This window comes from Desulfovibrio sp. JC010 (assembly GCF_010470675.1).
Lineage (GTDB): Bacteria > Desulfobacterota > Desulfovibrionia > Desulfovibrionales > Desulfovibrionaceae > Maridesulfovibrio.
Map to the genome: position 1 here is coordinate 80,102 of NZ_VOIQ01000013.1, position 25,625 is coordinate 105,726.

Consider the following 25,625-nt stretch of genomic DNA (forward strand, 5'->3'; position numbering starts at 1 on the left):
CCGTAAAAAGAGATAGAAGGCATGCAAGAAAACCGGATGAAAACTGAAGTTTTGATTATCGGGTCAGGTATCGCCGGATGTATATCAGCTCTGACGATAGCAGAAAAAGGTATTGAAGTTATACTATTAACTCCGGGAGAGGATCTCTTTACCGGGAATTCGAGGCTCGCTCAGGGCGGCATCGTCTACACCGGTCCGGGCGATTCACAAAAAACACTGGAAAAGGATATTTTAACCGCCGGTTGGAATTACAACAATAAAAAGGCAGTAAGGGCGATTTCCAAAAACGGCCCTGAAGCACTGAAAAGACTGCTGCTGGAAAAATATCCTGTCGACTTCCATAAAGAAGATGACGATGAATACGACCTGACTAAAGAAGGCGGGCACGCTGTCAAACGTATCCTCCATTGTGCCGACCATACCGGTCTGTCCATCATGGAGGTGCTGGTCAAGCATGTAAAAGAACATCCTTACATCAGGGTTTGCCCGCATAGAACCGCCATTGACCTTTTAACCAACCACCACCATGCCCGGGATGATGAGTTCAGATATACCCTGAGCAACAAATGTCTCGGCGCATATGTTTATAATGAAGCGTTGAACATGGTGGAAACCTTTTTGGCCGATTTCACCGTGCTGGCAACAGGCGGACTCGGCCAGATTTACCTGCACACCACCAACACCCCCGGCTCCATCGGTTCCGGCATCGCCATGGCCAACCGTGCCAAGGCAAGGGTAATCAATGCCGAAATGGTCCAGTTCCACCCCACTTCTTTTTTCCAGCGGGTGAGAACAAGGGCCAGCCGCCGTTTCCTCATATCGGAAGCTGTTCGAGGCGAAGGAGCCAAGCTGATTAACTGTTACGGTGAGCCGTTCATGCACCGCTACGATCCCCGTGGCGACCTTGCTCCCCGTGACATTGTGACCCGCTCCATTCTTGAAGAAATGCTGCGCACCAAGGAAGAATGCGTCTATCTGGATGCTGCCAACCATGTGAAACAGGATCTGCCCACAAGGTTCCCGACTATTTACGGGAAATGCCTTGATAACGGCATCGATATCAATAACCAGCCCATTCCGGTTGTCCCGGCCGCCCACTATTTCTGCGGCGGAGTGCTGGTGGATGAAAAAGGCAAATCCACTCTGGATCGTCTTTATGCCATCGGTGAGTGCTCCTGCACAGGAGTGCACGGCGGTAACCGCCTTGCCAGCACATCCCTGCTCGAAGGCATGCTCTGGGGGTACACCTCAGGTGAGGATATCGCATCACGTCTGGTACGGAAATCACGAATTCCCAAGAAGCTGCTCAATGCCGTTCCGGACTGGGAAAACCCCGGTTCCAACGAGAATGAAGATCCGGCCCTCATTGCGCAGGACTGGGCCTTCTTACGCAACATCATGTGGAACTATGTGGGTATCACCCGCTCTACAGCGCGTCTGAACCGGGCTATAGACGACCTGCAGAACCTGAACCACAACCTGCGTTCATTCTACAAGAGAACCCCCATCAGCAGGCCGATTATCGACCTCTTTCACGGCAGTCAGTCGGCACTCATTGTGACTATTGCCGCCCTGCGCAACAAGAAAAGTGTGGGTTGTCACTACCGTGTAGGATAAATGGTTTACAAATAATCTAAAAAAGAAAGGGCAGCCCGCAAGGACTGCCCTTTTTACTGATCTATTTTCGATAAATAACTAGTCTACTTTCTCCAGAACTCAGGAACGCACAGCACAATCACAGTATAAATTTCAAGACGGCCCAGCAGCATGCAGAAGATGAGGGCCCATTTTCCGATTTCCGGAATGTGCGCGTAGTTTTCGGTGGGTCCGACGCTGCCGATACCCGGACCGATGTTTCCGATACAGGCCAGCGATGCGGCAAAGGATGAGACAACATCTATACCTGTTGCCGCCACCACCAGTCCGCAAACGACGAAAAGGGCCAGCCAAAGCACGAAAAATCCGAGGATGTCGTTCATGGTTTCAGGCTTGACCACGGTCTTGCCCAGCTTGACCCGGTTCACGGAACGGGGATGAATGATGCGGAAAACTTCCTGATATGCCTGCTTTAGGAGCAGCATAATACGCAGATGTTTCATGCCGCCGCTGGTGGACCCGGCACATCCGCCGAGAAACATGCAGAAAAGAAGCAAGCCCTGAGCCACCGCTGGCCAGATCTCATAATCCGCAGTGGCATAACCTGTGGTACTGATAATGGAAGCCACCTGAAATGACGTATAGCGGAAGGAATCCGAGATGGAATCATAATTGGTGGCTGAATATACTGAAATAGTGATGATCGTTACGATGATGAGGGTCAGTACCCCGAAAAACCTGAATTCAGGGTCTCTCCAAAGCAGCAGCGGACGTCCTTTGATCATCTGGTAATGCAGGCTGAAGTTCACCGCCGCAACAAGCATAAAAAATGTAATTACATAATCAATATACGCACTCTGGAAATAAGCCACGGATGAATTCTTGGTAGAAAATCCTCCGGTAGCAAGGGTGCCGAATGTATGGCAGAGAGAGTCGAAAAGATCCATTCCGCCCAGCATAAGCAGTATCGCTTCAATGGCGGAAAAGAGTACATAAACCTTCCAGAGCACCAGTGCGGTATCTTTAATTCTCGGTTTGAGCTTATCCGGCACCGGGCCGGGAACTTCCGCCTTGTAGAGCTGCATGCCCCCTACTCCGAGGAAAGGCAGGATTGCCAGCGAAAGTACGATGATTCCCATACCGCCCAGCCAGTGGGTCAGGCTGCGCCAGAAAAGGATGCCTTTAGCATTCTTTTCAATGTCCATCATCACCGAAGCACCGGTGGTGGTGAACCCGGAAAGGGATTCAAAAAAACAATCCACATAGTTGCTGAATACATCACCGAAATAAAAAGGCAGGCTGCCGAAGAACCCGGCAAACACCCAGCCCAGCGCAACAATGGCCATGCCTTCGCGGTGACTGAGTCCTTTATTGCCTTCCCGTTCTTTAAAAATCAGGAACATGGCCAGCCCGCTGATACAGGTCAGCCCGAAAGATTTAAGCAGAGGCAGGATTCCCGCATCCTGATAATAAAGAGAGAAACCAAGCGGGAAAAGCATGGTCAGCCCCACGCACAGCGTCAAGGCCCCGATGATGTGCAGAACTATTTTCCAGCGCATTAATAAAGCTCCAGCTTGGTGGTGAGAGCCTTCTCAATCTTGGGAATATTCTTATGGGTGGAGATGATCAGCAAACGGTCATTGGGCTCTATCACAGTGGTACCGGTGGGGATGATAACATCATCGCCGCGCTGAAAGCACAGAATGAGTGTTCCGGGCGGAATATTGAGTTCCATGATCGGCTTGCCCACGATGGCGGAATTTTCCTGCGCAATAGCTTCCAGTGCTTCCGCTTCCTCGCCTTTAATGGAAACAGCGGAGATAACCTTACCCTGCCTTACAAAATGCAGAATGGAGTTGATGGCTGAAAGTCGCGGGCAGACCAGATGGTCAATACCGATGGGTTCAATGAGCGGAATGTAGGCGAATTTATTGATCCGGGTGATGGTCTTGCGTGCACCGAGATTCTTGGCCAGCAGGCAGGAAAGGATATTCATTTCCTCATCCCCGGTCACAGAGATGACCATATCCAGATCGCCGACGTTCTCTTCATTGAGCAGGTCCTGATCAGTGCCGTCACCATTGAGGACGATTACCCGGTCAAGGGTCTCGGAAAGGTGGGCGCAGGTATCAGGATCGTTATCGATCAAACGGGTATGGTATTTTTTGCTGTCCAAAGCCTGTGCCAGCAGGGAACCGACATTGCCTCCGCCCACGATCATGACCTTTTTGATCGGATCGGAGAGGATTCCGGCACGTTTGAGCAGGTCGTTCTGCTGATCCCTGAGACAGGTAAAATATACGATATCACCCTCTTCGATGGTATCCAGACCGCCGGGAATGATCAGCTCGTCATCACGCACAAGGGCGGCGATAACCACGTCTATATCATCACCGAGAGTTTCACGGACTTTCATCAACTGCACGCCCACCAGCGGACTCTCGTCAGGAAGCTTCACGCCCACCAGACGCACTTTTCCACCAACGAAATCATTGATTTCCACCGCACCGGGCACACTCATGACCCGCAGGATGGATTCAACAACCTCTTCATCAGGGTTGATGATGGTATCGATGCGCAGGTCCCCTTCAGTAAACATGTCGGAGTACTTGGTGTAATCCTCGTTCCTGATGCGGGCCAGCTTGATAATTTCAGGATTGAGTCTGTTGGCAAGAAACGTTGCGATAAGGTTGATTTCATCTTTATCTGTCACAGCCAGAAAAATATCAGCATCAGCGACTCCGGCTTCTTCCAGAATCTCCGGGCTGGAGCCGGAACCTTGAATGGTCTGGACGTCCAGAGAATCGGAAACCTTGCTGAGAGCCTTGGGATTCATGTCAATTACGACAACATCCTTGTTCTCACCGGAAAGACGTCTGGCAACATTGAAGCCGACTTCCCCGGCCCCTACTATGATAACTCTCAAAAGTTACTCCTTGCGCATTACATCTGGCTGTAAACAGAAAAGTACTGTTGAAATCAATAGTTGCTTATAACTTGATAGCCGTAAATCAGCAACAACTACTTTGTTTAAAAGTATCTAGAACGTAAAAAGCCCGTCGCACAAAGCGACGGGCTGATTCTGTCTTGTAAAGAATATAAAATCTTTTAAGACACTAAGCCATTTTGTTAACGGCTGCACAAAGGCGGGAAATCCTGCGTGCTGCAGCACGAGCGTGGATTACCTTTTTGGTAGCAGCTTTATCGAGAACAGAAGTGGCCTTACGCAGAGCAGTTGCTGCGAGTTCGGTGTCGTTAGCTTCAACAGCGGAACGAACTTCTTTTACAACGTTTTTGATACGGGTACGTACCATGGTGTTGCGTGCGTTACGTTTAATGCTCTGACGATGTCTTTTGAGTGCGGACTTATGGTTAGCCAAGGTATTTCTCCTTAAAATTAAATTTCTATTTTTTAACCCGGCGATCCGGGATTACGTTCAAACGAAAGGAGTCTGTAACCAATAACAGTCGAAGCTGTCAAGGATATCGGTCATTTTTTTTAAAGAAAAAGTCTAGAAAAAAATGCCTATACAAACGCTCTTTTAGTAAGGGCCGCAGAATTAAACCTGCAAAGCTCCGAAATCAGCCAGCCTGCTCAGCCTGTCGACCAGTGCCTTAAGCAGGTTGAGACGGTTCATCCTGAGTCCCTTGTCTTCGCAGATAACCATTACGTTATCAAAGAAGTCATCAACAAAGGGACGCAGTTCGCCGAGGATTGCGAACAGCTTGGCGAACTCGTCATTTTCCCAGAGTTCCTCAAAACGGGCAGCTGTTTCATCAAGCTTTTTGGCCAGCTCTTTTTCCTGCGCTTCTTCAAACTTATCAGCTTCAAAGCCGCCGGTGAGCGACACACCCTGCTCACTGCCCTGCTTCTTGATGATGTTTGCTGCGCGCTTGAAAGTAAGCACGGCCTGTTCAAATCCTTCAGCCTTGGCGAAATCTGCCAGAGCTTCGACTCTTGCCTTGAGAGCGGTCACATCACGGTATCCGGCTCCAAGAGCTGCATCAACAACCCTTGTTTCATAGCCCTGACCTGTGAAGTAGGCACGGAGTCTGTTGGAAATGAACCCACCCAGTTTTTCGAGGAGTTCAGACTTTTCGAGTTTCCACTTGATATCTTTGGAGTAGCCTTCAAAAGCCATATCCATGATTTCAAGGATGTCCACCCGAAGGTCGAATTCTATAATCATGCGCACGATACCCAGAGCGGCGCGCCGCAGCGCGTAGGTATCGTTTGCGCCAGTGGGGATCTTATTCAGACCGAAACAGCCGACCAGAGTGTCAGCTTTATCGGACATGGAAACAATAGCACCGCCGAGGGTGGAAGGTACAGGACTTTCCGGGCCGGCAGGCAGGTATTGTTCGTACAGGGCTTTGCAGACAATATCATCTTCGCCGCACTTGGATGCGTAGATGCCGCCCATCTTACCCTGAAGTTTATCAAATTCGTTTACCATTTCGGAAACGAGGTCGGCCTTGGCAAGACGTCCGGCGCGGGCCATCTCGGTCTGCAGGGAAGGATCGGTCTTACCTGCGATCAGCGCGGCAAGACGTTCCATCCTGCGGGACTTGTCACCCATGGAGCCAAGGGGACCGAGGAAAACAACGTTATCCAGCTTGGCAAGCCAGGTGTCGAAATCGGTCTTGAGGTCGTTTTTCCAGAAGAAACGTCCATCTTCAAGTCTGGCACGCAGAACTTTTTCCCAGCCCTTGCGGACCAGTTCCACATCTTTGGGAACAAGGTTCAGGGTACACAGGAAGTGCGGGAGCAGTTCGCCGTCTTCTTTCTGGATGCCGAAACATTTCTGGTGACTTTCCATGCTGGTCAGCAGCACTTCTTTGGGAAGCTCAAGGAAAGACTCATCAAAGTTACCGATGATGGGTACAGGCAGCTCAACAAGGTTGCTGACTTCTTCCAGCAGGGAATCTTTCCAGACCACGGAACCGCTCAGCTCGGAAGCGAGCTTATCGCCTTCCTTGCGCACGAGCTCTCCCCTTTCAATGGGGGAAATGACGATGGAGGACTTATCCTTGATCACATCAAAGTAATCATCGGCGGACGCAACTTCCCAGGGACCGGCACCCATTACGCGATGACCGTAAGTCTTGTTGCCGGAAGGTAGACCCGCCATTTCGAACTCAACCACCTGGGCACCGTAAAGGCAGAGCAGCCAGCGCAGTGGACGTCCGAAAGCGAAATCAAGGTTGCCCCACTTCATTTTCTTGGGGAAGGAAAGCTTCTTGATCGCGGTAACGCAAAGCTCGGGCAGGATGGAGATGGTTTTACCGCCGCCGACAGTCTTTTTAGCTGCGAGGTAATCACCTTTTTCGGTCTCAAGGGTGTAAACATCTTCAAGGGTGATCCCCTGAGATTTTACAAACCCCTCAAGGGCTTTAGTGGGATTGCCGTCAGCGTCGTAAGCAATGCGCGCCGGAGGTCCGGAAACCTCTTCTTCCACCTTACGCTGCATGTGAGCCATATCTTTAACAAAGATAGTCAGTCTGCGCGGGGTGGCAAAAGTTTCAACGCTTGCGTTATCAATCATAGACTCTTCAAGAAGAGTGCTGAAAATATCTTTAATATCGATACCCAGCCGGGGCACAAAGCGGGCGGGCATCTCTTCAATTCCAATCTCAAGTATAAAATCGGCCATCTTAGCTTCCGTTTTTTTAATCGTTATTAAGCATGGGGTAGTTCATGTTCTCGCGTTCTTCCGCATAAAGTTTCGCGGCGGCGGAAGCGAGATTACGTACTCTGCCGATGTAGGTTGCCCTTTCAGTAATGGAGATGGCTCCGCGGGCATCAAGCATGTTGAAGGTATGCGAACACTTCAGGCAGTACTCGTAAGCCGGGCGGGTCAGCCCTTCTTCGCAGAGTTTTTTACTTTCAGCTTCGTATTTATCGAAGAGGTCCAGCAGCATGTCGGCATCGCTGTGCTCGAAGTTGTACTTGGACTGCTCCACTTCGTTCTGGTGAAAAATCTGTCCGTAGGTAACTTCGTCATTCCACTTGAGATCATATACGGATTCAACACCCTGCAGATACATGCAGATACGCTCAAGACCGTAGGTCAGTTCAACGGAAACAGGCTTGAGATCGATACCGCCCACCTGCTGGAAGTAGGTGAACTGGGTAACTTCCATGCCATTGAGCCAGACTTCCCAGCCAAGGCCCCATGCGCCGAGTGTGGGGGATTCCCAGTCATCCTCGACAAAACGGATATCATGCTCGGCAGCATCAATGCCGAGAACTTCAAGACTCTTCAGGTAAAGATCCTGAACATCATCAGGAGAAGGCTTCAGGATTACCTGAAACTGGAAGTAGTGCTGGAGCCTGTTGGGGTTCTCACCGTAACGTCCGTCAGTGGGACGGCGGGAAGGCTCAACATAAGCGGTATTCCACGGCTCAGGACCGATTACACGGAAAAAAGTTGAAGGGTTGAATGTACCCGCACCTACCTCAATATCAAGAGGCTGGACAATACAGCATCCGTAATCAGCCCAGAAGTCCTGAAGTTTAAGTATAACGTCTTGAAAATTCATCAAATTCCTCTCATCTAGCAAACATTTATAAAACTATTAACACGCACTCCACCACGTATGGGCGGATGAAATTTTATATCTTCCGGTAACCGTTGCCTTCCCAGACCAACCCCATATGGTAGGCCATAAAACGGTCCATCACGGAAAAGCACTCCTGCCGGATTTCCGCCGGAAGTTTGAGCGAAGCCCAGTTCTTCGGCCCGGTATCCTGAATCCAGGCCAGTGTTCTCACTGTACCGGGACTCACGGTCTCCCCTTCGCGTCCGTCTGCGCAGTCCAGACAACTGACCTGCCCTTTCTCGATATTGAAGACCACAGGACGGGAACTGAACAAAGGTTTGCCGCATTGAGCGCAAATTGTAAAGTCAGGATTGTATCCTTGCTCAAATGCAACCTTGGCCCGGAAGAAAAGCGGGAAGAAATCATCCGGCTGCGCTTCTTCGATAACATCCAGTGTTTCAGCCAGCAAATCAAAGACCGCACGGTTGCCGTCCCGTTCCAATACCGCAGATTCAATAAATTTAAAACAGTTGGCAGCAAGCCCCATCTTGCGTAAATCCGAACGGATTCCGGGATAACCTTTTACAAGGCTGCCCTCCTGCAGGACCTGATAAGTTCCGGTCTTGTTGGTTCCGGTTTTAAAAAGAACCTGCGAAAAAGGCTCCATGCACCCGCCGAACCTTCTACGGCTCCTGCTGCCGCCAAAAGCGAATGCGTTCTGGACTCCCCGTGTGGAAGACAGGAAACGCACCCAAAGATCGTTTTCCTTAAATTTTCCGGTCTTAAGTATGATTACTTTTTCAGTCAGTTCCATCAGGTGTCACGACCATACCGGAAAAATCTACTGGGCAGCGGGAAATTCCAGTTTCTTAACCTTGCCCTTGGGCGCGTCAAACTTGAAAGGCTGACCGTCGGAAACAATTTCGACACCGCCGCCATTGCCAAGCTTAACCTTCAGATCTTCCTTGTAAGGAAGAGAAAGGGCATCACCTTCCTGGAGAACATATTCTTTGGCTTCACCGTCAACCACAGCTTCCAGCCAACAGGCTTCACCGGGCTTTGCAGTGACAACTACCAGATTTTTAACCGGAGCAGCTGCGGGTGCTTCTTCCACTGCAGGATTTTCCGCTACGGTTTCAATCACTTCTTCAGGTTTGACTTCGACTTTTTCTTCAGCAACAATTTCCGGTTCAGCGGGAACAGGCTCAGCTTCTACTGCTTCAGCTTTTTTTTCCACAACCGGAGCGGCGGTCTCAGCAGTCGGTGCAGCAGGAGCTTCCTCTACCATCTCTTCAACAACCGCAACCTCAGTGCTATCACCTGATTTGGCAGCGAAAAAGGAATTATCGTGCAGGTAATAAACAAGACCACCGACAATTCCAGCCAAAATCAAAATAAGAAAAATAGTACCAACCGGACTTTTTTTCGGTCCCGGACCATATTCAGGCTGGGTTATCTCTTCCGGCTCCGTTCCGATCTCGGTAATTCCGGAAGACATGATCCGGGAAAAGTCTTCACCTATCTCATCTGCGTCAAGCCCAAGAGCTTTGGCGTAATTTTTAATAAAACCTTTGGCATAAACTTCGTGGGGGAACTCATCCCGGTCACCGCTTTCAATGGCATTAATGTTGACTCGGCTGACTTTAGTAATCTCCATGATCTGTTCAATAGTCAGTCCCTGCCGCTCTCTTTCCTCTTTTAACCGGGAACCTAGCTCTTTCAAATCCATACGACCCTCTCGATACAGTCTGGCAGTAGTTTTATCGTAGTCAAAAGCCGCCCGAAAGGCGACCGAAGTCCGCTACAGTTCTCCCCGAATTATTTAAGCTCAATAACAGCTTTTTCCCTGAGCTTTTTGATATAATCAGCGAACAGATCGTCCTGTTTCTGACGATAAAGCCGATCATAAATTTCCTGTTTACTATCTTCAAATGAAGCTTCTTCCGTATTGACATAAGAATCCAGCTTAAGCAGTGCTTTTAAATCCTGTACGTCAAAAGATTTACTTACATCACCGGGCTTAAGTCCTTCAAGGGCCTCATGCCATGTCATGGCAAGGTCGTCCCATTCCAGAACGCCGAGATCACCGCCGCTGCCCATACCGGGGCCGGTGGTATATTTGTCCGCTGCATCTTCAAAACTTATTTCTCCAGCAAGAATCTGTTCCCGAATCTCATCTGCAGATGTTGTCGAAGGGAAGAGAATAAGCTTGAGATGCACGCTTTTGGCAACTTCACCCTGATCCGTGCGAGTGCTGTTCCATGCTGCTTTTATTTCCTCATCGGTAACAACGACTTTGTTCTTGATTTTATAGGAAAGAAGGCGGTGTTTACGGATATCCTTCCCTATTTTTTCTTTAAATTGATCAAGAGTTGTCTTCTGAAGCTCAAGCTGGCGTTCAAATTCTTCATCAGTAAGGTTACTTTTTTCCTTGATTGCCTTTACTTCACCTTCAATGTCCTGATCAGACACATCAACTTTAAGCCGTTTACTTTCCTGATCAATAATGATTTCGTTGATCAAACGGTCAAGCAACTGCTTGCGTACTTTTTTAAGTTGTTCCACCTCAACAGCAGACAATTCTCTTCCATCAAATTGCTTCATGATGGGAGCAAGCTTGCTATTAAGTTCATACATAGTAACTACTTCACCGTTTACAACGGCAACAATACCATCAACAACCTTTTCTTCTGCACAGGCAATGGAAGCGGAACAAATGGTAATACTGACCAGCACACCGACAATAAAGCGTTTCAATTCAATATCTCCTGAAATATAAAATACCGGAAACCTCCGGCCTTATCATCAAAATATCTGCAAGTCGGCACCCAAAATGGCAAACTTCACAGATTCCTATGACTAACTAAACTCTTTCACAGAACTATGCAACTATTCAACTTTTGCTGCTTCCTGCGGATCAGTATCCGGCCCTGAATTTTCAATTTCAGGCAACAGATCTTTGCTGATTTTAATTTTTGAGGTCGCCATCTTGTTTTTCAACCATGCTTCAAACTTTTCCTGCAGCATTTTTTCAAGCAGAACCTTCTCCACCATGGGATAAGCCTGTAATGGTGTGAGCAGAGTTGCCTTTTTCTTTTCCTTTAGAATCAGGCACAGGAATTCTTTTTTCTGAGTAATTACAGAAGTAGCTTCCCCGGCTTCCAGATTTTCCACAAAAGTTTTCCAGCCGGCAGGAACCTGTCCGCTTCTGATCCATATTTCCTGAACGGACACCTTACGTAATTTTGCAGAAATAGCAGCGGGTGAAAGTCCTTCGCGGTATAGTTCAACGCCTTTGAGCACAAGATCTTTGCTCAGTCCTTTTATCATTACGAAACGGAAGCCCGCAGGCATATAAAAATCAGAGAGGTGGGTCCGGTAATACTGCTCTGCTTCCTTGTAATCAATTTTGATTTCAGGACGCAGAATGTCGCTGTAGAATTTATCCATGGCCAGCTGGTATTTCAACTGGGAACGCCATGCGTTTATGTCGATATATTCTTCAATGAGAATCTGTTCAAAAGAATCATCAGGGTAGTCGGAACGCACTTCGTCTTCGGCCTCTTTCATTTCCTTGTCGGAAACAGGAATTTCACGTTCTTCCAATTCCTGCGAAACCAGTTCCTGTACAATGAGATCGCCAAGAATCTGTCCGTACTCTGCCCGGACCTGCTCAACAGACGGAACAAAACCGCCATTTCCTTCGTGGGTCAGATCATATTTGTATTCAAGCTGGGCCAGATAAATGGGTTTACCATTTACACGGGCGATAATCCCCGGATCTTCACTTTTATTCTGGCAACCACTCAATAGAAAACAGCCCAGCAGAACAGCGATGAGTATCTTTTTCATAAAAATTCCGAATTAACCGTCATGCGGCAAAGTTAAAGTAGCGGTTCAAGTTTTTTGCATATAGAATCAAGGCCTTGAGAAATGGAAAGGCTCTGGTCAAGACGAACTTCAAGGGCTGCCGGGGGCTTGAGTCTGGCCTTGTCGCTCTGCTCACCAATCCATGAGATAAGTTTTGCCGGATCGACCGGATTATTGTTTTCCATCCAGGTCAGAATAACCCGGGTGGGGAACAGATCCGCCCGCACAACGCCCAGCTTGGCGAGTGTCCGTTTAAGATAGAGGACAGAAAGAAAGTTTTCCACCTCTTCAGGAAAATGTCCGAAACGGTCCTTGATTTCAGCTGCCAGTTCTTCGATTCCGGCTTCGCTTTCAGCAGAGGAAAGAGCGCGGTAATAACGCAAACGCTCCCTTGCGTCAGGAACAAAATCTTCCGGCAGATGAGCCTTGAACACAAAATTCATCTCAGGATCACTGACTGTTCTTGAGTCATCGCCTTTGATCCTGCGTACTTCTTCGTCAAGCATTTCAAGAAATAGATCAAGGCCAACTTTCGCCATCTGCCCGGACTGAACCTCACCGAGAATGTTCCCGGCCCCGCGCAGACGCAGGTCTTCCATGGCAACCTTGAACCCGGCACCCAGGTAATCAAGCTGCAGGATAATCTGCATCCTGCGCTTGGCTTTTTCCGAAAGGGAATCCAGCGAGGATACCACAAAATAAGCATAAGCCTGACGGGTGCTGCGCCCCACCCTGCCGCGAAGCTGGTAAAGCTGACCAAGCCCGAACATCTGGGCCTGATCCACAATCAGGGTGTTGGCATTGGGGAAGTCCAGACCGGATTCAATGATGGCTGTAGCAACCAGAATATCAAGTTCCTTGTGCCAGAATTTATGGATGGTCTCTTCAAGGTTTTTCTCGGTCATCTGGCCGTGGGCCATACCGATTTTGGCATCCGGGGCAAGCTTCTTGACGTATTCAACCACCCTCTCAAGTCCCTGTACCCGGTTGTGGACCCAGAAAACCTGTCCCCCGCGTTCAAGTTCACGGGCAACCACAGAAGCAAGCATGTCGTCTTCCCGTTCGATCAATGCGGTTTCAACTGGCTTGCGGTCCACAGGAGGAGTTTCAATGGTGCTCAGGCTGCGCACCCCGGAAAGGGAAAGCTGCAATGTGCGGGGAATGGGTGTTGCGGTCAAGGTCAAGGCATCAATGTTCTTGCGCATTTCCTTGATACGCTCTTTATGGCGGACACCGAAACGCTGTTCCTCGTCAAGAATCAACAGACCGAGATTGGGAGCTTCCACATCTTTGGAAAGCACCCGGTGGGTCCCAATCAAAATATCAAGTTCACCGGAAGCCATTTCTTCCAGCACTCTCTTCTGGCGGGTTTTGGTCACAAAACGGCTGAGCATACCCACAGTGACCGGAAAACCTTCCATGCGCTGCACAAAAGTCTGGTAATGCTGCTCCGCAAGCACGGTCGTGGGGCAAAGCAGAACCACCTGTTTGCCGTCAAGCACTGCCCGAAAAGCCGCACGCAAGGCAACTTCGGTCTTACCGAAACCAACATCACCGCAAACAAGACGGTCCATGGGTTCCGGGCTTTCCATATCGCGAAAAACATCCTGAATGGCTTTTTCCTGATCCGGGGTTTCCTCGAACCCGAAAGTAGATTCGAATTCCCAATACATTTCATCCAGCGGACCGTAGGCATACCCTTTGGCAATCTTACGGTAGGCATACATCTCCACCAGTTCCCCGGCGATCTTTTCAATGGCCTTGCGGGCTTTTTCACGGGTCTTGGCCCAGCGGGCACCGCCCAGTTTATCCAGAACCGGACATGTGCCTTCAGGCCCCTTAAATTTCTGGACCAGATTCAAGCGGTCCACGGGAACGTAAAGTTTGTCCTCGGAATCAAAAAAGAGCAGCAGGTAATCGTTGGCCACATCGCCCACATTCATGTGATGCAGCCCGCCGAATCGGGAAAGTCCGTAATCACGATGCACCAGCAGGTCATCGAGGAGCAGGTCCTCATAACTGGTCATGCCCTCAAAGGCTTTATCGCGGCTGCGTGTGCCCTTGGCGGCCTGCGGCTGAATAACATCTTCACCGAGGATTACCGTCTGATTCCATTCCAGTTCCATACCCTGCCGCAGCGGAGAAACAAGAGCGTAAATGCCTTTGTTCAGAGGGGAATATTCAGTGGAAATGGTCAGTTGTTCCGGCTCGATAAGGGATAAAAATTTCTTGCGCGAACGTTCAGTGCGGAAACTGAGCACGGCCTGAAACCGCTCTGTCTTCCATTCTTTTAAAGCCGCAACCAACGCTGCCCACGGACGCTTGATCTGCTCCGGTTTCCAGAAAATATCCGTGAAAGCTGAAATTGCGCGCTCGGAAAGATCAACCCCGTCCTTTTCGCGACCGATGACCAGATCTTCATATACGATCTGCCGTTCACCCTGCCATGTGGCGCGGGCTTTTTCTTCATTCCAGCAGATTACGTGCATGGGCCACTTGCAGCCGTTGTGAGCGGATTTATCCTGCAGAAAAGTTTTCCAGCCGTGCTCCTGATCCTGTAATTTAGAACGCAGGTTGGAAGCGGATGAAAGCACGTAGACGGATTTTTGCGGAAAGAATTGTTTGAGATCCACGGCTTCAGGGTAAAACAATCCCGGCCAGATCATGCCGTCAGCATTTTCTGCCTTTTCAAGCAGGCGGGTATACCCTTCTGATGAAATCTCCCCGGTTTTCTTAAGTTGCGACCAGAGCGCTTCAGCTTCATCCACATTATTTCCGGAGAGCATGGCCGGAGCTACGGGCAGGAGGGTCACTTCATCAAGATCAGCCTTGGACCGCTGGGACCCCGGATCAAAAACACGGATTTCCTCCAAGATATCCCCGAAAAACTCAAGACGTACCGGAAGGTCGTAGCCGGGAGCATAGATATCGAGGATATCCCCGCGCATGGACATCTCACCGTACCCGGAAACCAATTTGGTCCTTGTGTAACCCCATGTAACCGCCTGTTCCATGAGCAGCTCCGGGTCCATTTCCTCGCCTTTGGCAAGGACTATATAGTTGTTTTCCAGAACTGCCGGAGACGGCCATTTAGGAAGCAGATTATCCGCAGTCATCAGTACGGACTGCTTGCCGCCACGGGTAAGCGCGTGCAGTGCGGCCCAGCGTTCAGCCCAATCAGAAGCAGCGGGATTTTTGCTCAGATATGGCGGAAGGAAAACCCAATCGCGTTCCCACGCCGGAACCACCTTGCCTTTGTTCTCAAGATCATTGCGGCTGAAAAGGGTCAGCAAAGCCTTGAGTTCGGAATATTCACGTGCCCCCGGTGCAACAAGCACCACAGACTCACCCCGTGAATGAAGGTTGTGGGCAGTGAAAGCCTGCGTGCCGTGGCCGCTTTTAAAAATACGCAAGTTATCACCGCTTCCGGAAGCGAAAGCGGAAAGTCGGGCTGGTAAGGACAAACTATCTCCAGAAATTTATCAAAATTAAAGTCGCCCTCTGCTCATGCAGAGGACGACTTTTTTTTGCAGAGAAATGGTATCGCTGTCCAGTTCAAAAACAATTATTAGCAATCAACAGGACTGATACACATGAAATGTTCAATTATAAACTAAACCTGAGCCAGCTGTTCCTGTTCTTCGCTGGACAGGAGTCTGTTCAGGTCGAGCAGGATAAGCAGTCTGTCTTCAAGTTTACCGACTCCGCTGATATATTCGGATTCAAGACCGGAAACAACAGGCGGCGGCGGTTCAACGGTGGACGCGGGAATTCTGAGGACCTCGGAAACGGAATCCACAACAAAACCCACAATCATATCATTTATTTCAATTACGATAATTCTTGTATGCTGATCGTGTTCACGGAACTGCAGGCCGAACTTGCTTCTGAGATCGATAATGGGGATAACCTTACCGCGAAGGTTGATTACACCCTCGACAAATTGCGGAGCTCTGGGAACCTTGGTAATTTCCATGGTTCTGATAATTTCCTGAACCTTGAGAATATCAACGCCGAATTCCTCTTCACCGATACTGAAGGTAACCAGCTGAATCAGTTCCGCATCAAGCGTAATCTTCTTACCTTCTTCCATACTTGTCCCCCTGTTATTCTTTTACAGTGGATGACCAAGGGATTTGATCAATTTGAGTTTATGAACACACAATATAGTTCGCTATTAATTTCATATTATTATTCATCTGAAACATTTGCAAGCTAATCCTGAAATTATAAAACAATTACGATATTTTTCTTGCTCCGGAAATTGACTAGTGTCTTTTAAATGACTATTGATTGTATCTGATAGCAAAAAGCGAAGCTCAGGAGGGTATGAACTCGCATGGCTCAGTTTTCCCCGACAGATAATATCACACTGGAAGACCAGATTAAATCACTAGCAAATGAAGAACTGCTCGACTTCTGGGAAGAAACCCAGTTTCTGGCAAAAATGCTGGAGCAGGATAATCAGGAAAATATTCAATACAGCCCGGAGTACGAAAGACTGATTCTGCAGGAACTGCAACTCAGGTCATCAATGAAAACTCTGGACCCCTAAAAAAAATAAGGCCCGCTGATGCGGGCCTTTTTATTTGTCATATCTGAGAGGCTAACCCTCTACTCCGATCGGACGGCGACCCACACTGAAATATGCGAATCCGCAACTTCCAAGATAAGCAGGGTCGTAAAGGTTTCTGCCGTCAAAGACGAGCGGTGCATTAAGGGAATCCTTGACCTTGTCAAAATCGGGGTTCCTGAACTGGTTCCAGTCGGTAACAACAGCAAGTGCGTCTGCATCTTCCAGCACATCGTACTGGCTGTGGACAATCTCCACCAGATCATTATCACGCAGAATTTCTGCTGCCTTTTTATGGGCGACAGGATCGAATGCTTTAATTTTCATACCGGCGGCAGTCAATTCTTCAATAATGGAAAGAGCAGAAGATTCGCGCATGTCATCGGTATTTGCTTTAAAGGCAAGTCCCCACATTGCAAGGGTTTTTCCTTTAACTCCGCCCTGAGGCTCAAAGTAATCCAGAATTTTACTGGAAAGCATTTTCTTCTGGCGGTTGTTTACAGAATCTACCGCTTCGATGAGTTCCGGCTGTGCGCCCACTTCCTTGGCGGTGTTGATCAGGGCCTTTACATCTTTAGGAAAGCATGATCCGCCGTAACCTACACCGGGGTAGATAAAATAGTAGCCGATGCGGTGATCGGAACCGATACCCAGACGCACCTCACGAACGTTGGCACCCACTTTTTCGCAGATACCGGCCATTTCGTTGATAAAGGAAATCTTGGTTGCCAACATGCAGTTGGCAGCATATTTGGTCATTTCCGCACTTCTGGTGCCCATGAAGATAAGTTTTTCACGGCTGCGGGCGTAAGGGGCATAAAGAGTCTCGAACTGTTTGCGGGTCTCTTCGTTTTCAGAACCGACAACAACACGGTCAGGCTTCATGAAATCGCTTACCGCATCCCCTTCCTTGAGGAATTCAGGGTTGGAAGCAACATCGAACTCAATATCAAGACCGCGTTTATCCAGTTCTTCCTGAATGGTTGCCCGGACTTTATCGGCGGTTCCTACAGGAACGGTGGATTTATCAACAATAATTTTCGGCTCAGTCATATTCTGGCCGACCTGACGGGCTACAGTCTCCACATAGCTCAGGTCGCAGCTTCCGTCTGCTCCGCAGGGAGTTCCCACGCAGATGAAAACCATTTTGGCTTTGGCCAGCCCTTCTTTAAGGTCGGTGGTGAAGAAAAGTCTTCCGTCTTCGTAGTTGCGCTTAACAAGCACATCAAGACCGGGTTCAAAAATATGAACTTCACCCTGCTTCAGGGTTTCAACTACATCGGGGTTAACATCCACGCACCAGACATGGTTACCCATTTCAGCAAAACAAGCCGCGCTGACCAGACCCACATATCCGGTCCCAACAATACAAATGTTCATTCGTTGTTCTCTCGTTTATTTATGGCGTTTTTTAATTTCTATAAAATAGCTGGCAGAATCTTCGATTACCGGACTGCCGCTCGATTGATCATAGAGCGGATAACGCCTTTATGTTTTTAATGTCAACTGTAACCCGGTTACAAAGATATGACGGTTGCCATCAAACTCCATTAACTATATTGTGCTGTTAGCAAGCCGAAAACCGCTTGCCGTCAAAAAAATAAATTAATTTACCGGAGGATATAATCATGCCCCTCTTATGCGTCAATGTCGATCATGTCGCCACTATCAGACAGGCCCGTCAGGGAATCGAGCCCGATCCCGTAACCGCAGCAGCCATGTGCGAACTGGCCGGTGCCGCAGGAATCATCATGCACCTGCGAGAAGACCGCCGCCACGTGCAGGACCGGGATATCGACCTGATCAGCAAAACCATCCAGACCGACTTTCATTTTGAGATGGCCGCTACCGATGAAATGCAGCGTATCGCGCTGGATATCGTCCCGGCCACAGTCTGCCTTGTTCCGGAAAAACGTGAGGAACTGACCACCGAAGGCGGCCTGAACTGCATCGGACAGGAAAAACGGCTCATCGAATACCTCGCTCCCCTGCATGAAAAAGGCGTCGGTTCCAGCCTGTTCATTGATGCCGATCCCGAACAGATCAATGCAGCCAAAGCCATCGGTGCCGAATACATCGAAATCCACACCGGACATTTCGCCGATGCCACCAACCGCACCGAGCAAAAAGCAGAGCTGGACCGCATCATCAACGGTATCGAGATGGCGCAGGATCTCGGCCTGAAGGTCAATCTCGGTCATGGCCTGAACTACGTAAACATCCTTGATTTCGCCGACGTGCCCGGTATCTGCGAATACTCCATCGGTCATTCCATCATGTCCCGCGCAATTTACGTGGGCATTGATCGCGCAGTGCGTGACATGGTTGAAATCATTAGAAACTTCGCTGATTAATCCATGATCATCGGACTGGGCATAGATATTACCGAACTCGACCGCATCAAGCGTTCGCTGGACAAATACGGCGAACGCTTTGCGGAAAAGATACTCACTCCCGCAGAACTGGAACTAATCCCTGCGAAGAACCCCGTGCCCTACGTCGCTGCCCGCTTCGCTGCCAAAGAAGCAGCCGTAAAAGCACTGGGAACCGGGTTTGCCGAGGGAATCACATTCCATACTATTGAAATCACCCGCATGGAATCCGGCGCGCCGCAGCTAACTTTTCTCGGCAAAGCCTTAGAACGCAGCAAGATGATGGGAGTCGAAAGTAATCACATTTCTATAACTCACGGACGCGACACAGCAGCAGCCGTTGTTGTGCTCGAAAAATAAAATGGCGAAGCCCTATTAAAACGTTTTGGGATTCTTAAACCCTTTTGGAAAAGGGTTTAAGCCGCCGGAGGCGAAATCTTTTCATAAAAGCGCGTAGCGCATCAAGTCCTCAGGAGTCTTCATGTTCACACCGCTTCCTACTCCTAAAGAAATGTCCAATTGGGACAGAGTGACCATCAATGAAATAGGCATCAAGGGCGAAATCCTCATGGAAAACGCCGGACGCGAGGCTGTTTTTGCCCTGCTTAAAGGTTATGGCGATGTGTACGGCAAAAAAATCCTGATCATCGCCGGATCAGGCAACAACGGCGGCGACGGCTTTGTCATGGGCCGCATGCTGGCGGATATGGGCGCGGAAGTGCTCATCATGCACACGGCTCCCAAGGGCAAATACAAAGGCGACGCCGCATACATGCTCAAGGTTGCCGCACGGCTGGGCGTGAATATGAAATTTTTCCGGGCAAAGGAAAAAGTCGTGCTCCCTGAAGCTGATATCATAATAGATGCCCTACTCGGGACCGGATTTTCCGGGGAACTGCGGCCCTTTGCCCACGGAATCGTTGAAGCGATCAATGCTGCCACAAACAGTTTTATTTTTGCAGTGGATGTTCCTTCGGGATTGAACGGCCTGACCGGACATCCTCAGCCTGTTGCCGTACAGGCCCATATGACCGTAACTTTTGAAGAAGCCAAGATTGGGCTTGCCCTGCCGCAGGCGGATGCGTACACAGGCACTTTAGTGGTCGCTCACATCGGCATTCCGGGTGAAGTGAAATACAAGCATCCGGCCACGCATCAATTAATCAGTGACAACGCGCTGGAATTCATTCCCATGCCCTCCCCGGCCATGCATAAAGGCAGTTCCGGGCATGTGCTGTTGGTCGGTGCGTCTAAAGGCCTTACCGGGGCACTGCATCTGGCCGGAATTTCCGCCCTACGCGCGGGAGCCGGACTGGTGACCATGGCTTGCCCGGACGGTCTGGCAACTGAAGTGAAAGGCGGCAAACCGGAACTGATGACTAAAGGGCTTGGTTCAGGCGATCAGTGGAATGATCAAATGATCGCGGAACTGCTCCCGGAGCTTGAAAAATATGACGCGCTGGTAATCGGCCCGGGACTGGGACGCGATAAGGGTGCGCTGGATCTGGTGGAAGCTGTGGTTAAACATGGCCATCCCCCTGCCGTGTATGATGCTGACGCCTTATATGCTTTTGCCGAGCGTCCGCACCTGCTGAAAATAATCGCAGAGAATTCCATCCTGACCCCGCATCCCGGTGAAATGGCCCGCATGATCGGCAGCACTATTCCTGAAGTTGAAGCTGACCGCATCGGCGCAGCGCGTAAGTTTTCCGAGTCAAGCAGAACCCTGCTGGTGCTCAAGGGTGCCGGAACGATCATCGGCAGCCCTGATGGACAGATTGCTGTCTCGCCAATATCTGCGCCGAACCTTGCTGCAGCCGGATCCGGTGATATTCTTGCCGGAATGTGCGGAAGTTTGCTGGCAAGAGGAATTCATCCTATGCAAAGCGGATGTATCGGGGTATACTGGCATGGACTGGCAGGACAGTATCTGGCTGATAAATTTCCGTATCGCGGAAATATCGCAACAGAAATAGCGGATGCGCTCCCCCAAGTGCTCAAGGAGGAACTATGCTGAAAGCCAAAGACATTATGACTTCCGGTGCCCTGACCCTCGAACCTGAAAACGATGTTGCAACCGCAGCCAAGCTCATGCTTGAAAAACACCTGAACGGACTCCCGGTCGTGGACCGGGACGGCAAGCTGATCGGAGTTCTCTGCCAGAGCGATCTTGTGGCGCAGCAGAAGACCATTTCCATGCCGTCGCTGTTCACCATTCTGGACGGTTTTATCTCCTTCTCCTCCAATGAGGAGCTTGAGCGGGAGGTGAACAAGATTGCGGCCACCAAGGTGCAGCATGCCATGACCCCTGATCCGATAACCATTGACCCCGACACATCCATTGAGAAAATAGCCGACCTGATGGTTGAAAGAAAATTCTACACCCTGCCGGTGGTGGAAAACGGCAAGCTTGTCGGTGTGGTCGGAAAAGAAGACGTTTTAAAGGTTTTAGCTAAGTAAATGAATAATGATAAACTGATCATCAACCTGCCGGATGTGGAGGCGACCTTAAGACTCGGCTCCACTCTGGCTTCTTTTTTTATGGAAACGGGAAAACTGGTTCCCATCTTTCTGAACGGGGACCTTGGAGCGGGAAAAACAACTTTTGTTCGCGCACTGGTCGAATCCTTTCCGGGTGCGCAAAACGCAGAAGTAAGCAGCCCCAGTTTCAATATTCTTAATATTTACCCCACAAAACCTCAGGTTGCTCATTTTGACCTCTACAGATTGGAAGGTCAAACACCTGATGATGATTTCTTTGATCTGCTAAGTGATAAAAAAACTTTGACAGTTGTAGAGTGGATTCAGTATCTGAATATGGAATTCTGGCCTGAAAGCGCACTGCTCTTCACTTGGACCCCTGCCGCATCCGGTAGAACAATAGAATTGACCCTGCATGGTTCAGCGACCTCCCTCTATGAAGAGCTTGCCTCATTTCTTGAATCATTCCAATAAGATCCGTTGAACTCATGTGGTAAGGAGATAATGTTCAGATGAACATCGTAGTACAGAAATTCGGTGGAACCTCGGTCAGGAACCTCGAATGCATGAAGCAAGTACTGGAAAAAGTCATGGTGCCTTACGAAAAAGGCAACAAAGTTATCGTAGTCCTCTCTGCAATGTCCGGTGAAACAAACCGGTTGATTGATCTGGCCTACGAATGGTCCGAAGAACCGGACCTCGCCGAAATGGATTCCCTGGTCTCCACCGGGGAACAGGTTTCTACTGCCCTTTTTTCCATGCTTCTGAAAGATCGCGGAGTTAAAGCGCGCTCCCTGCTCGGCTTCCAGATTCCCATTAAGACAGATTCCGATTATTCCCGCGCCCGTATCCTTGATATTGACCGCGCTAAAATCGAAGAAATGCTGCAGGAAAACGATATACTGGTCATGGCCGGCTTTCAGGGCTGCGACGAAGGCAGACGAATTACCACCCTTGGTCGCGGGGGTTCCGATACATCCGCAGTAGCCATGGCTGCAGCCATCGAAGCTGATGTCTGTGAAATATTTACCGATGTTCCGGGCGTATTCACTACCGACCCCAACATCTGTTCACTGGCCCGCAAGCTTGACCACGTTTCCTATGACGAGATGCTTGAAATGGCCAGCATGGGTGCGAAGGTACTACAGATTCGTTCAGTTGAATTTGCCAAGAAATATAATGTTAAAGTTCATGTCCGCTCTACTTTCAGCGATGAGATCGGAACATACGTCACTCAGGAGGATAAAAATATGGAATCAGTACTTGTTTCCGGAATTGCATACGACAAGGATCAGGCCCGTGTAACCCTATCCAAAGTTAAGGATGAGCCGGGCGTATCCGCAGCTCTCTTCACTCCTCTTGCTGAAGCAGGCATTCTGGTTGATATGATTGTCCAGAACCCCAGCCGTGACGGCCGCACCGACATGACCTTCACCATCCCCAGAGGCGATCTCAAGAAGACCCTTGAAATCATCGATGAGATTAAAGACCCCATGGGTGCTCAGGATGTGCTCTACGACCAGCATGTCTGCAAGGTTTCAGTTATCGGTGTAGGCATGCGTAACCATTCCGGTGTAGCATCCAAGGCATTTCAGGCCCTGCGTGATGAAAACATCAACATCCTGATGATCAGCACTTCCGAAATTAAAATTACCTGCCTTATCGAAGAAAAATATACCGAACTGGCTATAAGAACGCTCCATAACACGTTCGGGCTCGATAAATCGGGGTCCGATGAAAACACGCTCTAGCAAATGAAACAGATAAAAATATACGACACCACCCTGCGTGACGGCACACAATCCGAAGAAATAAACTTAAGCGTACAAGATAAAGTGCGCATTACCCGCAAGCTGGACGACCTCGGCGTACATTACGTCGAGGGCGGCTGGCCCGGGTCCAATGCCACTGACAAGGAATTCTTTCAGGAAATCCAGAACTACGCTCTTAAAAACATCAAAGTCTCCGCTTTCGGTTCAACCCATATGAACCGCCTGACCCCTGAAAATGACCCCAACCTGAACGCCCTGATAGAATCAGGAGCCAAGGCCATGTCTATTTTCGGAAAAACATGGGACTTCCACGCCACCAGCGCACTTGGTGTCACCCTTGAAAGAAATATCGAACTGATCAGCAACAGTATCGGCTACCTGCGTCCGCACGTGGAAGAGCTGTTCTTTGATGCCGAGCACTTCTTTGACGGCTTCAAGGCCAACCCGGAATTCACCATCAGCTGCCTCAAGGCCGCATACGAGGCCGGGGCGGATGTTCTCGTCCTCTGCGATACCAACGGCGGCTCCATGCCTGAAGACGTGGCTGAAGCATGCAGGGTCGTGCAGGAAAAGATTCCCGGCTGCAGTATCGGTATCCACGCCCACAACGATTGTGAGCTGGCTGTTGCCAACTCCCTTGCTGCGGTCAAGAACGGAGCCATCCAGATTCAGGGGACTATGAACGGATACGGGGAACGTTGCGGTAACGCCAACCTCTGTTCCATAATCCCCAACCTTGAGCTCAAGCTCGGCTACGAGACCATCGGCAAGGATAAGCTGATCAAGCTGAAGGAGACTTCCACTTACGTCACTGAAATCGCCAACCTGCGCCCCTTTCTGCGCCAGCCCTTTGTCGGTCAGGCCGCATTCGCGCATAAAGGCGGTATTCATGTCAGCGCGGTACTGAAGGATTCCACCAGTTACGAGCATATTGATCCCCTGCTGGTGGGTAACGACCGCCGTGTGCTGCTTTCCGACCTTTCCGGTAAAAGCAACGTGCTCTACAAGGCCAAACAATACGGTTACGACCTCGATAAAAACGATCCTGCGGTACAGACCATTCTGGCCGACATCAAGGAACGCGAATCAATCGGTTTTGAATATTCCGCAGCCGAAGCATCCTTTGAACTGCTCTTTTTCAAAGCCATGGGCTGGTCCAAACGTTACTTTGAGTTCATCAACTTCTTTGTTGTTGATGCCAAGCGCAAGAATGATCAGGAGCCTTTTTCCGAGGCTACGGTCATCGTAAAAGTCCATGGCGAGGAAAACCATACCGCCGCTTCCGGCGACGGTCCGGTAAACGCGCTTGATAAAGCATTGCGCAAGGCTCTTGAGCCTTTTTATCCATCTCTGAAAGATGTTCGTTTACAGGACTTTAAGGTAAGAGTATTGTCCGGGGCTGTACGTCAGGCAGCAGGCACGAGTTCCAACGTGCGGCTGCTCATTGAATCCACTGACGGCAAAAGCCAGTGGACCACCATGGGCGTCAGCCACAACATCATTGAAGCGAGCTGGCAGGCCCTTGTGGACTCCATCAACTACAAGCTCTTCAAGGATGATCCTCAAAAATGGCCATCGAGATAACAGGACAATACACCGAACCGTGCAAGATATCCGTACTTTGTGACAATGAATCCCTGAATGACAATCTGGGCAGTGAATGGGGCTTTTCCATGGCTCTTGAACTGCCCGGAAACGGTCTCTGGCTCTGGGACTGCGGAGCAAGCCCGCTTTTCCTTAAAAACGGAACAGACATGGGTATAAAGGCGGCAGATGCCAAGGGCATCGCCCTCAGCCACGGACACTGGGATCACACCGGAGGGATGGACGCGCTCATGGAAGCTGATTTCATGGGACCGGTTTATGCCCACCCTGATTTTGCCAACAAGCGTTATTCGAGCAGAGGTAAGGACGGATCAGGTGATGCTTCCTTTCCCTGTGAATATCCCGGCACCATCATTGTCCGCGATGATTCGGAACTTGATGACGGTTTGTTCATGATCACGGAGATTCCCCGCCGCGAAGGTTTATTCGAGGCAACGCAAGGACTTTTCCTTAATCCTGAAAAGACCCAGCCGGACCCGGTCCGTGACGACGCTTTCCTGCTGCTGATGAGCAATTCCGGCCCGATTGTGGTGCTGGGCTGCTGTCACAGCGGTCTGGCAAATTCGCTTTACCATCTGCGTGATCTGACCGGGATCGATTCGGTCCATGCCATTGTAGGCGGTCTGCACTTATACAAAACGGACGAGACTGAATTCGAGAACACCGCCAAGGTAATCGAGGAATTCAAGGTCCGCACTGTTGCCGCCGGACATTGCACTGGAAAGGAAGGTTTCGAATTCCTGAAACAGCGACTCTCCTGCGAAGTACTGCCCATGGGGTCAGGTTCGGTTTATGAGTTCTGATCTATCTTAA

General features: G+C 49.7%; 22 protein-coding genes. 10 read left to right on the plus strand and 12 right to left on the minus strand.

The genetic code is table 11. The features are described 5' to 3' along the window. Positions 1-36 precede the first annotated feature (36 nt). Positions 37-1,617, plus strand: a complete 1,581-nt coding sequence (gene nadB / locus FMR86_RS15185; protein WP_239057254.1) for an L-aspartate oxidase — start codon at positions 37-39, stop codon at positions 1,615-1,617. An 83-nt stretch (positions 1,618-1,700) separates the two neighbouring features. Here the strand turns inward: nadB and FMR86_RS15190 are convergent, their stop codons facing one another. The 11 genes from FMR86_RS15190 to FMR86_RS15240 form a co-directional block, all read right to left on the minus strand. Continuing rightward, positions 1,701-3,155 carry a TrkH family potassium uptake protein gene (locus FMR86_RS15190; protein WP_163352253.1) on the minus strand — a complete coding sequence of 485 codons (1,455 nt, stop codon included), beginning with the start codon at positions 3,153-3,155 and terminating at the stop codon, positions 1,701-1,703. Continuing rightward, on the minus strand, positions 3,155-4,522 hold the full coding sequence (trkA, locus tag FMR86_RS15195) for a Trk system potassium transporter TrkA (RefSeq protein WP_163352254.1): 1,368 nt from the start codon (positions 4,520-4,522) through the stop codon (positions 3,155-3,157). The genes FMR86_RS15190 and trkA overlap by 1 nt, the downstream gene beginning before the upstream one ends. 190 nt (positions 4,523-4,712) lie before the next feature. Beyond that, positions 4,713-4,976, minus strand: coding sequence for a 30S ribosomal protein S20 (gene rpsT, locus FMR86_RS15200; protein ID WP_163352255.1), 264 nt, complete (start codon positions 4,974-4,976; stop codon positions 4,713-4,715). Positions 4,977-5,156: 180 nt separating this feature from the next. Further along, the gene (gene glyS, locus FMR86_RS15205; protein ID WP_163352256.1) at positions 5,157-7,250 is read right to left on the minus strand and encodes a glycine--tRNA ligase subunit beta; all 2,094 of its coding nucleotides are present in this window, start codon (positions 7,248-7,250) and stop codon (positions 5,157-5,159) included. A 16-nt stretch (positions 7,251-7,266) separates the two neighbouring features. After that, on the minus strand, positions 7,267-8,139 hold the full coding sequence (glyQ, locus tag FMR86_RS15210; protein ID WP_163352257.1) for a glycine--tRNA ligase subunit alpha: 873 nt from the start codon (positions 8,137-8,139) through the stop codon (positions 7,267-7,269). Positions 8,140-8,212: 73 nt separating this feature from the next. Then, positions 8,213-8,953 (minus strand): DNA repair protein RecO, encoded by a 741-nt coding sequence (gene recO, locus FMR86_RS15215; protein WP_163352258.1) that lies wholly within the window; start codon positions 8,951-8,953, stop codon positions 8,213-8,215. A 27-nt stretch (positions 8,954-8,980) separates the two neighbouring features. After that, positions 8,981-9,868, minus strand: a complete 888-nt coding sequence (locus FMR86_RS15220) for a helix-turn-helix domain-containing protein (protein WP_163352259.1) — start codon at positions 9,866-9,868, stop codon at positions 8,981-8,983. 89 nt (positions 9,869-9,957) lie between these two features. Then, positions 9,958-10,896, minus strand: a complete 939-nt coding sequence (locus FMR86_RS15225; protein WP_163352260.1) for a SurA N-terminal domain-containing protein — start codon at positions 10,894-10,896, stop codon at positions 9,958-9,960. 132 nt (positions 10,897-11,028) lie between these two features. Then, positions 11,029-11,991, minus strand: coding sequence for a SurA N-terminal domain-containing protein (locus FMR86_RS15230; RefSeq protein ID WP_163352261.1), 963 nt, complete (start codon positions 11,989-11,991; stop codon positions 11,029-11,031). A 32-nt stretch (positions 11,992-12,023) separates the two neighbouring features. Further along, positions 12,024-15,473: a transcription-repair coupling factor gene (gene mfd, locus FMR86_RS15235; RefSeq protein ID WP_163352262.1), complete on the minus strand. Its 3,450-nt coding sequence runs from the start codon at positions 15,471-15,473 to the stop codon at positions 12,024-12,026. Between the two features lie 149 nt (positions 15,474-15,622). Next, positions 15,623-16,102: a chemotaxis protein CheW gene (locus tag FMR86_RS15240; RefSeq protein WP_163352263.1), complete on the minus strand. Its 480-nt coding sequence runs from the start codon at positions 16,100-16,102 to the stop codon at positions 15,623-15,625. Between the two features lie 246 nt (positions 16,103-16,348). Here FMR86_RS15240 and FMR86_RS15245 point away from each other — a divergent pair, with 246 nt between their 5' ends. Then, positions 16,349-16,564, plus strand: a complete 216-nt coding sequence (locus tag FMR86_RS15245; protein ID WP_163352264.1) for a hypothetical protein — start codon at positions 16,349-16,351, stop codon at positions 16,562-16,564. A gap of 51 nt (positions 16,565-16,615) precedes the next feature. Here FMR86_RS15245 and FMR86_RS15250 read toward each other — a convergent pair whose 3' ends face one another. Then, the gene (locus FMR86_RS15250) at positions 16,616-17,962 is read right to left on the minus strand and encodes a UDP-glucose/GDP-mannose dehydrogenase family protein (protein ID WP_163352265.1); all 1,347 of its coding nucleotides are present in this window, start codon (positions 17,960-17,962) and stop codon (positions 16,616-16,618) included. A gap of 248 nt (positions 17,963-18,210) precedes the next feature. Between FMR86_RS15250 and FMR86_RS15255 the strand changes: the two genes are divergently transcribed. The 8 genes from FMR86_RS15255 (at position 18,211) to FMR86_RS15290 (ending at position 25,615) form a co-directional block, all read left to right on the plus strand. After that, positions 18,211-18,936: a pyridoxine 5'-phosphate synthase gene (locus FMR86_RS15255; protein WP_163352266.1), complete on the plus strand. Its 726-nt coding sequence runs from the start codon at positions 18,211-18,213 to the stop codon at positions 18,934-18,936. Between the two features lie 3 nt (positions 18,937-18,939). Next, positions 18,940-19,314 (plus strand): holo-[acyl-carrier-protein] synthase, encoded by a 375-nt coding sequence (locus FMR86_RS15260; RefSeq protein ID WP_163352267.1) that lies wholly within the window; start codon positions 18,940-18,942, stop codon positions 19,312-19,314. Between the two features lie 121 nt (positions 19,315-19,435). Beyond that, positions 19,436-20,971 (plus strand): NAD(P)H-hydrate dehydratase, encoded by a 1,536-nt coding sequence (locus FMR86_RS15265; protein ID WP_163352268.1) that lies wholly within the window; start codon positions 19,436-19,438, stop codon positions 20,969-20,971. Beyond that, positions 20,965-21,414: a CBS domain-containing protein gene (locus FMR86_RS15270; protein ID WP_163352269.1), complete on the plus strand. Its 450-nt coding sequence runs from the start codon at positions 20,965-20,967 to the stop codon at positions 21,412-21,414. The genes FMR86_RS15265 and FMR86_RS15270 overlap by 7 nt, the downstream gene beginning before the upstream one ends. Beyond that, a complete protein-coding gene (tsaE, locus tag FMR86_RS15275; RefSeq protein ID WP_163352270.1) occupies positions 21,415-21,909 on the plus strand; it encodes a tRNA (adenosine(37)-N6)-threonylcarbamoyltransferase complex ATPase subunit type 1 TsaE in 495 nt (164 codons plus the stop codon). Between the two features lie 38 nt (positions 21,910-21,947). Further along, positions 21,948-23,186 (plus strand): aspartate kinase, encoded by a 1,239-nt coding sequence (locus FMR86_RS15280; protein WP_163352271.1) that lies wholly within the window; start codon positions 21,948-21,950, stop codon positions 23,184-23,186. Positions 23,187-23,189: 3 nt separating this feature from the next. Next, positions 23,190-24,791, plus strand: coding sequence for a citramalate synthase (cimA, locus tag FMR86_RS15285; protein WP_163352272.1), 1,602 nt, complete (start codon positions 23,190-23,192; stop codon positions 24,789-24,791). Then, positions 24,776-25,615: an MBL fold metallo-hydrolase gene (locus tag FMR86_RS15290; RefSeq protein ID WP_163352273.1), complete on the plus strand. Its 840-nt coding sequence runs from the start codon at positions 24,776-24,778 to the stop codon at positions 25,613-25,615. Before cimA ends, FMR86_RS15290 begins: the two co-directional genes overlap by 16 nt. The last annotated feature ends 10 nt before the right edge of the window (positions 25,616-25,625 follow it).